Here is a 12,814-nt window from a genome sequence, read left to right as displayed (position 1 = left end):
TGTAAGCCTTCCGGCGGGCTGATACGCCGGACCATCCTCAGCCGAAAAAGCCAGGGAACCTGTCATGACCGAAACCCTTCTGCGCGGCCGTACGCTCACTTTCCTGCGCTGGCCGCAAGCGATCGACGATCATGGCGCGTGGCGCTACGAGGAGGATGGCGGCCTGCTGCTCAGGGATGGCCGGATCGTCGCCACAGGCGCTTACGCCGATGTCGCCGCGAAAGCCGGGGAGGGCGCAAAGGTGATCGACCATCGTCCGCATCTGCTGGTGCCCGGATTCATCGATGCGCACGCGCATTTCCCGCAGATGCAGGTCATCGCATCCTATGGCGCTGAACTGCTGGAATGGCTCAACACATATACTTTTCCCGAAGAGACGAAGTTTCTCAATGCGCAGCATGGCCGCCGCATCGCGCGCCTGTTCCTTGACGAGATGATTCGCCACGGCACCACGACTGTGGCCGCCTATTGCTCGGTGCACAGGGAATCGGCGGAAGCCTTCTTTGCCGAGTCCCATGATCGCGACATGCTCAACATTGCCGGCAAGGTGATGATGGACCGCAACGCGCCGGAGGGCCTCACCGACACGCCGCAGTCAGGCTATGACGATACGAAGGCGCTGATCGCCGAATGGCACGGCAAGGGCCGTCAGCACTATGCCATCACGCCGCGCTTCGCCATCACCTCGACGCCTGAGCAGATGGAAATGGCCGGCGCGCTGGCGAAGGAGTTTCCCGGCATGCATATCCAGACCCATCTGTCGGAAAACCATGACGAGATCGCCTATACATGCGACCTCTACCCACAGGCGAAGGACTATACGGACGTCTATGCCCATTACGGCCTTTTGGGCTCGCGCACGCTGCTTGGCCATTCCATCCACCTCTCCGAGCGCGAGGCGGATGTGATCTCGGATGCCGGATCGGTCGCGGTATTCTGCCCGACGTCCAACCTGTTCCTCGGCTCGGGCCTGTTCGACTATCAGCGCTTCCGTCGCCGCGAAAAACCGCTGCGCATCGCGGCGGCCACCGACGTTGGCGGGGGGACGAACTATTCGATGCTGCGCACCATGGATGAGGGCTACAAGGTCATCGCCATTCAGGGCGAGAAACTGAACCCCTTCCAGTCCTTCTGGCAGATCACGCGCGGCAATGCCGAAGCGCTTTCGGTTGCTGATCGCGTCGGTACGCTGGATGAAGGCAGCGATGCCGACATCATCGTGCTGGACAGCCGCGCCACTTCGGTCATGGAACTGCGCATGGAAACGGTGACCTCGCTGGCCGAGGAGCTTTTCCTGTTGCAGACGCTGGGCGACGACCGTGCCGTGCGCGAGGTCTATGTCTCGGGCAGGCCGGCGAAGAGCATTCTCGCCGGTTAAGCCTCTCGCAAGGGAAGGGACGGCTTGACGATACCGGCCAGTGCGTACAGAAAGCCGGAGCCATTAGGAGGAGCCGGTAGTGGTGGACCCGAAGCCTTTTCTGACGTCGATCTTCGAGGCGGCTGTCGCTGCGGCCGATCCTGAGCGCACCATTCGTGAGCACCTGCCTCAGCCGCCGAAAGGGCGCACCATCGTCATCGGGGCCGGCAAGGGCGCGGCGCAGATGGCTGCAGCCTTCGAGAAGGTCTGGGAAGGTCCGCTGGAGGGGGTGGTGGTGACCCGCTACGGCTACGGTGCGCCGACACAACGCATCGAGGTGATCGAGGCCGCGCATCCCGTGCCCGACAAGGCCGGCCTTGAGGCCGGGCAGCGCCTTCTGCGCCAGGTGGAAGGCCTGAGCGCGGACGATCTGGTCGTGGCGCTGGTCTGCGGCGGCGGCTCGGCCCTGCTGCCGGCACCGGTCGGTTCGCTCACGCTGGAAGACGAAATCGCCGTCAACGAGGCGCTGCTTGCTTCGGGCGCGCCGATCTCGGTCATGAACGCCATCCGCAAGCATGTCTCCGCCATCAAGGGCGGCAGGCTGGCAGCGCGGGCGCATCCGGCGCGCGTCGTTTCGCTGATCGTTTCCGATATTCCGGGTGATAATCCCGCACTGGTGGCTTCAGGCCCAACGGTTCCCGATGCCGCCAGCCGTGCCGATGCGCTGAAAGCCATCAAGACCTACGGCATCGACCTGCCGAAGGCCGTGATGGAACATCTCAACTCGCCCGAGGCGGATGCGCCGCATCCCGACGACGAGCGCTTTGCCCGCAACGAGGTGAAGCTGATCGCCTCGGCCGCCGTGTCGCTGGAGGCCGCCGCAGCGGAGGCGAAAAGGCAGGGCATCGAGGCCCTCATCCTCTCCGATTCCATCGAGGGAGAGGCGCGCGAGGTGGGTTCGGTCCATGCGGCCATCGCCCGCGAGATCGCCACGCGCAACCGGCCCTTCTCAAAGCCTGTTCTGCTTCTGTCGGGCGGGGAGACCACGGTGACGCTGCGCGCCAAAGGCAAGGGCGGCCGCAACAGCGAATTCCTGCTTTCCTTCGCGCTGGGTATCGACGGCTTTGCGGGCATTCACGCGCTGGCCGCCGACACCGATGGCATCGACGGTTCCGAAGACAATGCCGGTGCCTTCTGCGATGGTGAGACTGTGCGCCGCATGCGCGGCGCCGGCATCGACGCACGCGCCCTGCTGGCCGCCAATAATGCGTGGACCGCATTCGATGCCGTGGACGACCTGTTCGTGCCGGGACCGACCGGCACCAATGTCAACGATTTGCGCGCCATCTTGGTGCGCTGAATCTTTCCGTAAGTAGAAACTTACTTTTGCTGCCTACACCTCATGCAGGTACAGGTGGTAATCCAGCTCCGCCACCGTGCGCGCCACCCTGAAATACTCGGCCTGCTTGATGGCGGTGAAGGTGTTGTGAAGATCCGCGCCCAGCGCCTCGCGCAGGAACGAGGAAGCCTTTGCCGCCTCGATTGCCGCGCGCCAGTCGGCCGGCATGGTGCTGTCGCCAGTGTCGGTCTCATAGCCGTTGCCAGTGGTTTCAGGGCCGGGATCGAGCTGTTCCTCGATGCCCTTGATGATGCCGGCCAGAATGGTGGAGGCAACCAGATAGGGATTGGCGTCGACGCCGGAAGGACGGTGCTCGATGCGCCGGTTCTTTGCGTCGCCCGCCGGAACCCGCAGCGCTACGGATCGGTTGTTCACCCCCCATGTCGGCGCGACCGGCGCATAGGATTGCGCCACGAAGCGCCGCCATGAATTGGCGTGAGGCGCGAACACCAGCATGGATTCGGCCATGGTTGCGACCAGTCCACCCAGTGCCTGAAGCAGCAGCGGCGACCATGTCTCGCCTTCTCGCTCGGTAAGGGCATTGCGTTCTTCACTGTCCAGCAGCGACACGTGGAAATGCATGCCCGAGCCTGCATATTCCTCGATCGGCTTCGCCATGAAGCAGGCGGTCACGCCATGGCGGCGCGCCTGCGCGCGCACGATGCGCTTCAGCATGATGAGATCGTCGGCGGCGCGCAGCACATCCTTGCGGTAGTTAAGCGTAAGCTCGTACTGACCAGGCGCATATTCCGAGATCACTGTCTCGGCCGGAATGCCCTGTTCTTTTGCCGCCGCATAGATGTCGGAGAACAAGGGCTCCATGCCGTGGAGATGGTCGACGGAGTAGACCTCCGTCTTGGCCGAGCGCCGGCCATCCAGAACCGCGCCTGCCGGCTGCACCTTGCCATCGCCGTCGCGCTCATTGGCGAGCAGGAAGAATTCCAGCTCGAAGGCGCCGGCCGGGTGCAGGCCTTTTTCCGCGAGCTTGCTCACCTGCCGTTCCAGCGCGTGGCGCGGGTCGGAGCTCATCGGCGCGCCGTCGAGATGGTACATGGCCATCAGCACCTGTCCGCGCGCGGGGCTGGTTCCGTAGAGTGGAACCAGCGTGCCGGGGATCGGCCAGGCGCGCAGGTCGCCGTCGCCCGAATCCCAGATCAGCCCGGTTTCGTGAACATCCTCGCCGGTGATGTCGAGGCCGAGGATCGAAATCGGCATGTGCCGCCCGCTTTTATAAAGACCCATCAGTTCATGGCGGCGGATGATCTTGCCCCGCCCCACGCCATTGGCATCAGTCAGCAGGATGTCGAAGGCCTCAATCTCCGGGTGAGCGTCGAGAAAGGCCTGGGCTTCGCCGGGCGTCGAGCCCGATGGGGAGGTCATGATGGGTGGTCTCCGGGAGGAATGCGGCTTCACCGCATGGGGTAGCCGACAGAGCGAATATGATCAATCGGTGAGCCGTTTAACGACATCGCTGAAAGCGCTTATCAGCCGGTTCACCTGTGCGGGGCGCGTTGCCGGCGAAACCAGCATCATGTTGTGGAAGGGCGCGATCAGCACGCCGCGGTTGACGAGCGCGACATGGACTGCGGCTTCCAGTTCCGGCGCATGGGCTGCTTCCGCCTCGCCGCCATTCCTCAGCGGTCCGGGCGCGCAGATGAACTCGACCCGGGCGCCGACCCGCGCCACATGCCATGGCAGGCGGTAGCGGTCGATGACGGCGGTGAGCCCGGCGTCGAGGCGGCGGGCCAGATGCTCCATATGCGCGTAGTTTTCCGCCGTCATCACCTCTTCCAGCGTGACGCGCATGGCGGCGAACTGCAGCGGGTTGGCCGAAAGCGTGGTGCCCATGCCGGAGTAGCCCGGTTCATGGGTGCGCCGGTAGTCGGCATAGCGCGAGGCGACGTCCTCGCTCATCCCCCATATGCTGGCCGGCACGCCGCCGGCCACCGGCTTGCCGAGCACGAACAGGTCCGGCTCGAGCCCGAAGGCGCGCGTGTAGCCGCCCGGGCCGGTAGATATGGTGTGCGTCTCGTCGATCAGAAGCAGGGTGCCTGTGGCGCGGGTCAGGCGGCGCAGCGCGTCGTGAAAGCCGGGATCGGGCAGCACCATGCAGGAATTGGTCAGCACCGGCTCGGTGATGACGCAGGCCACATCCCTGTCGGCAAGGGCTGCCTCAAGGGCTGGAATGTCGTTGAACTCCACGATCTTCGTGGTGCGCGTCAGGTCGCGGAATTCGCCGGCCAGCCCCGGTCGATTGATCGGCTTTCCGTTGCTTAGCCGCACCATGGTCTCGTCCACGGAGCCATGATAGCAGCCGTTGAAGACGAGGATCTTTTCGCGACCCGTCACCGCCCGCGCGATGCGCAGCGCGAAGCGGTTGGCGTCGGTGGCGGTGGTGGCGATCTGCGAGAAGGGCAGGCCGAATTTCTCCTGCAGCAGCGGGCCGATGGCCAGCGCGTCTTCCGAGGGCAGCATGTAGGTGAGGCCACGCCCCGCCTGCCGGCGAATGGCGCGCGTCACCGGCGGCGGCGAATGGCCGAACATGGATCCCGTGTCGCCGAGGCAGAAATCGTCCAGCTGGTTGCCGTCGATATCGGTGATGGTGGCGCCGCGCGCCTGACCGACGAGTATGGGAAATGGCGTCGGCCAGTCCTTCATCCAGTGCATGGGCACGCCATCGAGGAAGCCGGCGATGCCGTTTCCGAGTTTGGCGGCGGTCTTCGGCCGGGCCTTGCGAAACGCCTCCGCCTCGCTCTCACGCAGCTCTTCTATGCGATCCTGCCCGATGCCCGCCGTTACAAAGCTGTTGCCCGCCATTTTTCGCCCACGGTCCAAAACTACCACCACTATAAGGAGGCGTTTGCGCACGGCAACCGGCCGGGCGGGGTTTCTCCATTGGAGGGGCATGAGCTTGCCGCGCTGGCCGCCATGCCGATCATGCGGCGTTTCGGGAGCGTAGTGAAATGCGTGCAGCCATCTTGTTCCTGGCGACACTTTTCATGACAGGGCCTGCTGCGGCTTCGGGCGGATTTTCGTGCCGTGCGGAGGACGAATCTGCATCGATCAGCCTGCATGGCGGCGTCACCCGCGGCATGGGCAGCCCGGTGTTCAGCCTTCGGGCGAGATCGAAATTCGCGGCGGCGAAGTGGCCGGGGACCTGCGCGACACAAGATTTGAGCGAACCCACCTTGCGCAATACTGGCTGGATGGTTCGCAATTGCGGCTGGTGCTCTACCGTGAACGCGACGGCGGCAAGCCCCACGGCTATGCCGAACTCATCGTTACAACCACCGCGCAGGAGGACGGAGCCTTCGCCGGCAGCTACCGGCTTGAAATGTTCGACATGACCGGCACAACTTCAGGCGAGGGCAGGACCGCGCGCTTCGAAGGCGAAATCATCTGTTCTGTTGAGTAGGGGAAGCCGGCCCTTCAGCTGGCGATGTCGATGATGCCGCAGTCTCCGGCAGCGCTGGCGAAGGCGATCCGGCGCTCGTCGCCGTCCCAGGCCATGGAGGTGATCGCGCCCTTGCCGCCGCGCCGCAGAAGCACTTCCTTGCCGTCGGCGAAACGGGCGGCAAGGATCATGCCGTCGTCATAGCCGATGGCGGCGACTTCCTGACCGGGGTGGCAGCTCACGGACGTGACCGTCGAATTGCCGCGCGTGCCGAGCTCGAGCGGCGCCTTGCCCATCGGCCCGTCCTTGCCCTGGAAAGGCCAGACGATGGCCGCCGGCGCACCGGAACTGGCCAGCCAGCGCCCCTTGGGCGACCATGACAGGCTCTTGACCTTGGCCGGATAGCCGCTCATGCGCATGTGCTTGCCGTCGGCCAGCTTCCAGCCGTGCAGGGCGTTCTCCTGCATGGTGGTGACGAGGAAATTCCCGTCCGGCGAGAAGGTGATGCCCGTGTGGGCTCCCGCCCATTCCAGTTCTGTCGGCTTGCCTTCGGCGGCGGGGAAATGCAGCGTCGCGCCATTGTAGCGGGCAACGCCGATGCGCATGCCCTTCGGCGCGAAGGCGATGCCCTCGACCGAGCGCGGATGCGAAAATTCCCTCACCTTGCCATCGGCGAAGCGCACGAAGGCGTTGCGCCCGGACGCATAGGCGATCGCGCCTTGCGGGCCTGCCGCAACGCTGGTGATCCACTTGCGCCCGGCCTCCGCCAATTCCTCGATCACGCCGCCCGCCTTCACGGCGAACACCTTGCCGTCTTCGCCTCCGGTGATCAGCCGGTCGCTGGCGGCGTCGTGAAAGGCGCACAGCAGCCCGTCATTGGCCTGCGCGGTCTTGTGGCCGTCGTCGAGACGGTGAATGGAGCCGTCGGCAAGCGCGAAATGCGGCACATTTCCGAGAAAGACGGCGGCCACGCAATGGCCTTCGAGATCAAGCGGGGCGACTGTGGGCATAGTATATCTGCTTGCCTGCTTCATGGCTGGAGATTGCGGTGCCTGTCCGTCGCGGGCTGGAACCGCTCGCCGGCCCCGGACCGCAGATGGCGGCAAATCGCGTCGGCAGCTTGATCGGCGGAAAGCCGCGTCACGTCAAGCACCAACAGATCCGGCACGTCGGGCTTCTGGATGCTGTCCTCTGTCATGAAAGAGGCGAGGACAGCGGGATCGGCCAGCTTGCGGCCCACCCGCTCCGGGCTGCGCAGCCTTCGGGAATTTTCCCCGAAACCGGCTTCGAGCACGACGGGCACCAGCGCTGCATTGCGTGCCATGGCCAGATCGACGACATGATCCCACGCCTGCCGTTCGCGTGGATCGTTGGCGCAAAGCGCATTCGTCATCACAAAGGTTTCTACGCCCGGCCTGTCCTTCAACGCTTCGTAGGCGGCGTGCCGCACCTGTTCATAGAGAGGCCATCTGCCGGGATCGGCAAGCCCGGTGCAGCCTATGGCAACGTCATGGAGAAGATGGTTATCGACCAGCCGCGCGCCGAGCCTGTTTGCCAGAACGCGGCCGATCGTGAGCTTGCCGACGCCCGGCCAGCCGTTCAGGTGAACGATCAGGCCGCCTGACACGCCTCGAAGCTCTTCTTCAGGCGCTCCGCATCGAGTTCGCGGCCGATGAACACCAGCCGGCTTTCGTGCTTCTCGCCGTCCTTCCACGCGCGCTGGTGGTCGCCTTCGATGATCATGTGGACGCCTTGTATGACGTAGCGGTCCGGATCGTCCCTGAAGGCGATGATGCCCTTGAGGCGCAGGATGTTCGGGCCTTCGAGCTGGGTGACCTTCTCGATCCACGGAAAGAACTTCTTCGGGTCCATCTCGCCGCCGCGCAGCGATACGGACTGCACCGTCACGTCATGGATCGGCGAGACGTGGTCATGGCCGTGATGATGGTGCTCATGTCCGTGATGATCATGCCCGTCATGATCGTGGTGATGATGGTCGTGGTCGCAATCGGGGCCGCAGACATGGTCGTGATCGTGATCATGCGTTTCGAGGAAGTGCGGATCGTTCTCCAGCGCGCGTTTCAGGTCGAAGGCGCCACGATCGAGAACTTCTGCGAGATCGACGCCGGAACGCTGGGTGCGGTGGATTTTCGCTGCCGGATTGATGGCGCGCACCGTGGCTTCGACCGCGCGCAGCTCGTCCTCGGTCACGAGATCCGTCTTGTTGAGGACGATGACGTCGGCGAAGGCGATCTGGTCTTCGGCTTCCTTCGAATCCTTCAGGCGAAGGGGCAGGTGTCTGGCGTCGACCAGCGCCACGACTGCATCGAGCTTCGTCTTTGAGCGAACGTCGTCGTCCATGAAGAAGGTCTGCGCTACGGGTGCGGGGTCGGCGAGGCCGGTCGTCTCGACCACGATGGCGTCGAAGCGGCCGGGACGGCGCATCAGGCCCTCGACGACGCGGATCAGGTCGCCGCGCACCGTGCAGCACACGCAGCCATTGTTCATCTCGTAGATTTCCTCATCGGATTCCACGATGAGGTCGTTGTCGATGCCGATCTCGCCGAATTCATTGACGATGACCGCATAGCGCTTGCCGTGGTTCTCCGACAGGATGCGGTTGAGCAGCGTGGTCTTGCCGGAACCGAGATAGCCGGTCAGCACGGTCACCGGGATTTGCGTCCCGGTTTCGTTGACCCCGGCTTCATTCACTTGGGTGTCGCGCGTCTGGGTGTCGCTCATGGGAACCTCGAAATGGATATGTGACCCATATAGGACGTCGCGGCTGCGATTGCACGGGGCAAAAACAGAGGCTCTGTCGGACAAATCCTCCGGACGGATTGTTTGTCATCTAACTGAAATAAACATCTGCCATTAGCCGTCATACATGCTGCGAAACTTGCCGGCAAAGCTGTTTCGGGTGTGGAATTTGAAAGCGCAATTGCAAACCGTGACCTGCCGGGCCATGTTTGCGATGCTGATGCGGTCGAGAGGGAAACCATGGCCAAAGCTGACAGAACTGCAACGATGAGCCGGCTGCATTCGGCTGCGCGGCTTGCCCGCACGGCGCTTGCTGCACGACTTCTGGAGCACGGTTTCTACGCGGGGCAGGACCAGATCATGCTGGCTCTGGACCGTGAGGACGGCCAGACGCCGGGCACTCTTGCGGATCGGCTGGGCGTGCGTCCGCCAACCATCACCAAGACGATCAACCGCTTGCAGGCGCAGGGTTTTCTGGAAAAGCGCAACTCCATCTTCGATGCCCGTCAGGCTCACATTTTTCTGACTGAGGCTGGCCGTGATCTCATCGTATCGATCGAGAAATCGGTCAAGAAGACGGAGAAGCAGGCTCTCAAAGGGCTCGACAAGAAAGAGCAGAAGACGCTGGCCAAGCTTCTGGCCCGCATCGAGGCCAACCTCACAAATGAGGAAATCGTGTTCATCGACGATGAGCCCGAAACCGAGGCCGAGACGAAACCGGATGCAAAGAATGCAGCCGGAACCGATGCCGACCCGGCAACCGCACCAAGGTCGAAGCCTGAGGCCAGCAGCGCTTAGATTTCAGGCCAGGCGCTTTGAGGCTTGCGGGCACAGGGCGACTGGCCCAAAGCTGGATGTCGAGATTACTCGTCCGGCTTTGACGTGAACAGTTCCAGTCATTCAAAAGACAGCGCAGCCCCAACTGCGGCCATTGTTTATATGGCTGCGGCCTATGTGCTGTTCACGTTTCTCGACACGTCGATCAAATTTCTGGCGCTTGCCGGGGTGACGCCTCTTTTTATCGCCTGGATACGCTTTTCCAGCCACGTCGTGCTGGTCGCGGCGCTGTTCAGAGGCTGGCAGGGAACGGACCGTTTCCGCACTTCCAAGCCATTCGCGCACCTCATAAGAGGTGCGCTTCTGGCGGGCTCCACCATCTTCAACATATTGGCGCTGCGCTATCTGCAACTGGCGGAAACCACATCCATCTATTTCTTCGGCCCCATGGTGATAACTGCGCTTGCCGGACCGCTTCTCGGTGAATGGGCGGGCTGGCGGCGATGGGTGGCGATTGTCTTCGGCTTCATCGGCGTTCTGGTCATCACGCGCCCGGGCGTCGGCGTGTTCGGCATCGGCCATGTGTTTGCGCTGTGCTCGATGCTGTCGAACTCGGTCTACATCATCATGACACGCAGCATGTCGGCCACGGAAACCGCCGAAAGCCTTATCTTCTATTCGGCACTGGCACCGATGATCCTGCTGACGCCCACGCTCTGGCTCACACAGTGGCCGTCGGTCGGCCTGCTGCAATGGGGCTTGCTGTTGCTGCTCGGGCTGTTCGGCGGGCTCGGCCACTGGTGTCTCATTCAGGCCTACCGGCGCGCTACCGCGACAGCGCTCGCGCCCTATTCCTATCAGCAGATGGTGTGGGTGATCGCTGCGGGACTGCTGGTGTTCGGCCAGTTTCCGGATGTATGGACGCTTGCCGGCGCCGGCATCATCATGGCGAGCGGCTTGTACATCGTGCACCGGGAGCATCGACTGCGTGTTCTCAACCGCGCCGTTGCGGATGCCGATGTGGCGGAGGTGGCGAAAAAGCTTTGACTCGACCCGCAACGATGGCCTAAACGCTTTTAAAAAAATTTAAATTGTTTAGCGGGGGAGCATCAACGCTGGCTCAGAAAGTCAAGCTTTCCACCATTGCCGATGCGCTGGGCGTATCGACGGCAACGGTATCTCTTGCCCTGCGGGACAGCCCGCTGGTGGCGGGATCCACGCGCGAACGCATCAAGGAACATGCGCGCGAGATCGGTTATATCTATAACCGTCGCGCTGCGTCCCTGCGCACCTCGCGCTCGGGCATTGTCGGTGTCGTGGTGCATGACATCATGAACCCGTTCTATGCCGAGATACTGCGTTCCATCGAACATGAGCTGGACCGCTCACGCCAGACTTTCCTGCTCTCCAACCACTATGACAAGCTCGACAAGCAGCGCACCTTTATCGACACTCTCCTGCAGCTGGGCGCCGATGGCGTGATCATGTCGCCGGCCATCGACACACCGGCTGCCGACATTCGCATGGCGGAGGAAAATGGCCTGCCTGCCGTCCTGATTGCGCGCGACGTCGAGGGCGCGCATGTGCCGGTTTTCCGTGGCGACGATGCCTATGGCACCGCACTTGCCACCAATCACCTGATCTCGCTTGGCCACAAGCGCATTGCCATGGTCGGCGGCAACGACCAGACTTCGACCGGGCGCGACCGCTATCAGGGCTATCTCAATGCCATGCAGGCAGCAGGGCTCGAAGTGCAGCCGACATGGCGCATAGCCGGCCCGCGCACCAAGCAGGGCGGGTTTGAAGCTGCGAACCAGTTGCTCGCTCTGAAGGACAAGCCCACCGCCGCCTGCTGCTGGAACGATCTCGTCGCCATCGGCCTCATGAACGGCATTTCCCGGGCCGGGCTCACGCCGGGCGTGGATATTTCGGTTACCGGCTATGACGATCTGGAAGAGGCCGCGATCGCGACACCGGCCCTGACCACAGTGTGGAACGGCCAGCGCGAGGTGGGCCGCCGTGCGGCCAGCGCGCTGCTCGACAAGCTCAATGGCCAGACGGTGGGCCAGACCCAGGAATTGATAAGACCGGAGCTGCATGTTCGCCAGTCTACCGGCCGCCCCGTGGAGCGCTGAATTCATGTCGATTTCGTCCGGACCGGCCACTGTCCTCGTTTGCGGCAATCTGCATGGCCATGCCGTAAAACGCATCGGCGAGGCGTTCCGGCTCGTGCACATCGAGCGCGGCGACCCGTCGCTTCTGTCGCCGCAGGATATTGCTGCGGTGCGTGCTATCTCTGCCTTCGGGGGCATCGATGCGGATTTCATCGATGCGTTCCCCAATCTTGAGATCATCGCCAATTTCGGCGTCGGTTATGATTCCGTGGATGCCGTTCATGCCGGTGCGAAAGGGGTCATGGTCACCAATACGCCCGATGTTCTGACGGAAGAGGTTGCGGATCTGACCGTTGGTCTCCTGTTGTCCACCTTGCGTGAACTGCCCAGGGCAGAGGCATGGCTGCGGCAGGGCAGGTGGGCAAAAGAAGGCTTCTACCGGCTGAGCCCACTCAGTTTGCGCAGCCGCAGCATCGGCATTTTCGGCCTCGGCCGGATCGGGCTTGCGGTGGCCAAACGTCTGGAAGCCTTCGGCGTCACGGTCGCCTATCACAATCGCCGGCCGGTCGATGGCGTGGACTATGCCTATCATGCTACGCTGAAGGACCTTGCCGAAGCTGTCGATACGCTGATCTGCATCGCACCCGGAGGGGCTGCGACCGAAAAGGCGATCAACGCCGAAATCCTGAAAGCGCTCGGTCCCGATGGCGTGCTCATCAATACAGGCCGTGGAACGACGGTCGATGAGGATGCATTGGCGGGCGCACTTTCAGACGGCACCATCGCCGCCGCCGGGCTGGATGTGTTCGCGCATGAACCGGACGTGCCGCAGGCGCTTCTCGATGCGCCGCACACCGTTCTCCTGCCGCATGTCGCCTCGGCTTCGGTTCCGACGCGCAGGGCCATGGCCGATCTGTGCGTCGACAACCTCGTGTCGTGGTTTGGAGCGCGCAAGGCGCTGACACCGGTGCCTGAAACGGCGCATGTGCAGGCGAAGTAGCGCCAGGCGGCCG

11 protein-coding genes and 1 pseudogene are annotated in these 12,814 nt (G+C 63.2%); 7 read left to right on the top strand and 5 right to left on the bottom strand.

Annotated elements, in window-relative coordinates; translation table 11 throughout:
* Nucleotides 1-64 precede the first annotated feature (64 nt).
* Both guaD and AC5XE7_RS13020 read left to right on the top strand, forming a co-directional pair.
* Nucleotides 65-1,378, top strand: coding sequence for a guanine deaminase (gene guaD, locus AC5XE7_RS13025; protein ID WP_495366355.1), 1,314 nt, complete (start codon nucleotides 65-67; stop codon nucleotides 1,376-1,378).
* A 79-nt stretch (nucleotides 1,379-1,457) separates the two neighbouring features.
* Complete coding sequence (locus AC5XE7_RS13020; RefSeq protein WP_495366356.1) at nucleotides 1,458-2,717, top strand: glycerate kinase type-2 family protein; 1,260 nt, start codon at nucleotides 1,458-1,460, stop codon at nucleotides 2,715-2,717.
* 33 nt (nucleotides 2,718-2,750) lie between these two features.
* Here AC5XE7_RS13020 and AC5XE7_RS13015 read toward each other — a convergent pair whose 3' ends face one another.
* Nucleotides 2,751-4,136 (bottom strand): glutamine synthetase family protein, encoded by a 1,386-nt coding sequence (locus AC5XE7_RS13015; RefSeq protein ID WP_495366357.1) that lies wholly within the window; start codon nucleotides 4,134-4,136, stop codon nucleotides 2,751-2,753.
* Nucleotides 4,137-4,199: 63 nt separating this feature from the next.
* Nucleotides 4,200-5,573 (bottom strand): aspartate aminotransferase family protein, encoded by a 1,374-nt coding sequence (locus tag AC5XE7_RS13010; protein WP_495366358.1) that lies wholly within the window; start codon nucleotides 5,571-5,573, stop codon nucleotides 4,200-4,202.
* A gap of 217 nt (nucleotides 5,574-5,790) precedes the next feature.
* Here AC5XE7_RS13010 and AC5XE7_RS13005 point away from each other — a divergent pair, with 217 nt between their 5' ends.
* Nucleotides 5,791-6,171 carry a hypothetical protein gene (locus tag AC5XE7_RS13005; RefSeq protein ID WP_495366359.1) on the top strand — a complete coding sequence of 127 codons (381 nt, stop codon included), beginning with the start codon at nucleotides 5,791-5,793 and terminating at the stop codon, nucleotides 6,169-6,171.
* 14 nt (nucleotides 6,172-6,185) lie between these two features.
* Here the strand turns inward: AC5XE7_RS13005 and AC5XE7_RS13000 are convergent, their stop codons facing one another.
* From AC5XE7_RS13000 to AC5XE7_RS12990, 3 genes are read right to left on the bottom strand one after another with little or no spacing between them, the layout of a single operon-like run.
* Complete coding sequence (locus tag AC5XE7_RS13000; RefSeq protein ID WP_495366360.1) at nucleotides 6,186-7,160, bottom strand: WD40 repeat domain-containing protein; 975 nt, start codon at nucleotides 7,158-7,160, stop codon at nucleotides 6,186-6,188.
* A 20-nt stretch (nucleotides 7,161-7,180) separates the two neighbouring features.
* Nucleotides 7,181-7,777, bottom strand: a complete 597-nt coding sequence (locus AC5XE7_RS12995) for an AAA family ATPase (RefSeq protein WP_495366361.1) — start codon at nucleotides 7,775-7,777, stop codon at nucleotides 7,181-7,183.
* Nucleotides 7,762-8,892 carry a CobW family GTP-binding protein gene (locus AC5XE7_RS12990; RefSeq protein ID WP_495366362.1) on the bottom strand — a complete coding sequence of 377 codons (1,131 nt, stop codon included), beginning with the start codon at nucleotides 8,890-8,892 and terminating at the stop codon, nucleotides 7,762-7,764. The genes AC5XE7_RS12995 and AC5XE7_RS12990 overlap by 16 nt, the downstream gene beginning before the upstream one ends.
* Nucleotides 8,893-9,150: 258 nt before the next feature.
* Here AC5XE7_RS12990 and AC5XE7_RS12985 point away from each other — a divergent pair.
* The 4 genes and pseudogenes from AC5XE7_RS12985 to AC5XE7_RS12970 form a co-directional block, all read left to right on the top strand.
* Nucleotides 9,151-9,615, top strand: a pseudogene (locus AC5XE7_RS12985) (MarR family winged helix-turn-helix transcriptional regulator); the annotation flags it as partial.
* Between the two features lie 234 nt (nucleotides 9,616-9,849).
* Nucleotides 9,850-10,734 (top strand): DMT family transporter, encoded by an 885-nt coding sequence (locus tag AC5XE7_RS12980; protein ID WP_495366363.1) that lies wholly within the window; start codon nucleotides 9,850-9,852, stop codon nucleotides 10,732-10,734.
* Nucleotides 10,735-10,802: 68 nt separating this feature from the next.
* Nucleotides 10,803-11,822, top strand: a complete 1,020-nt coding sequence (locus AC5XE7_RS12975; protein WP_183831415.1) for a LacI family DNA-binding transcriptional regulator — start codon at nucleotides 10,803-10,805, stop codon at nucleotides 11,820-11,822.
* A 4-nt stretch (nucleotides 11,823-11,826) separates the two neighbouring features.
* A complete protein-coding gene (locus AC5XE7_RS12970) occupies nucleotides 11,827-12,801 on the top strand; it encodes a 2-hydroxyacid dehydrogenase (protein WP_495366364.1) in 975 nt (324 codons plus the stop codon).
* Nucleotides 12,802-12,814: the final 13 nt, after the last annotated feature.

The organism is Aquamicrobium sp. YD-1-mutant5, from assembly GCF_059509755.1.
Note: the sequence above shows the minus strand (reverse complement) of the source record. Positions and strands in the feature narration are given on the sequence as shown.

Excerpts from the sequence above, each read along its gene's own strand:
- guaD (WP_495366355.1), top strand. The coding sequence starts at position 65 with ATGACCGAAACCCTTCTGCGCGGCCGTACGCTCACTTTCCTGCGCTGG.
- AC5XE7_RS13010 (WP_495366358.1), bottom strand. The coding sequence starts at position 5,573 with ATGGCGGGCAACAGCTTTGTAACGGCGGGCATCGGGCAGGATCGCATA.
- AC5XE7_RS12980 (WP_495366363.1), top strand. The coding sequence starts at position 9,850 with ATGGCTGCGGCCTATGTGCTGTTCACGTTTCTCGACACGTCGATCAAA.
- AC5XE7_RS12970 (WP_495366364.1), top strand. The coding sequence starts at position 11,827 with ATGTCGATTTCGTCCGGACCGGCCACTGTCCTCGTTTGCGGCAATCTG.
- AC5XE7_RS13015 (WP_495366357.1), bottom strand. The coding sequence starts at position 4,136 with ATGACCTCCCCATCGGGCTCGACGCCCGGCGAAGCCCAGGCCTTTCTC.
- AC5XE7_RS13000 (WP_495366360.1), bottom strand. The coding sequence starts at position 7,160 with ATGCCCACAGTCGCCCCGCTTGATCTCGAAGGCCATTGCGTGGCCGCC.
- AC5XE7_RS12990 (WP_495366362.1), bottom strand. The coding sequence starts at position 8,892 with ATGAGCGACACCCAGACGCGCGACACCCAAGTGAATGAAGCCGGGGTC.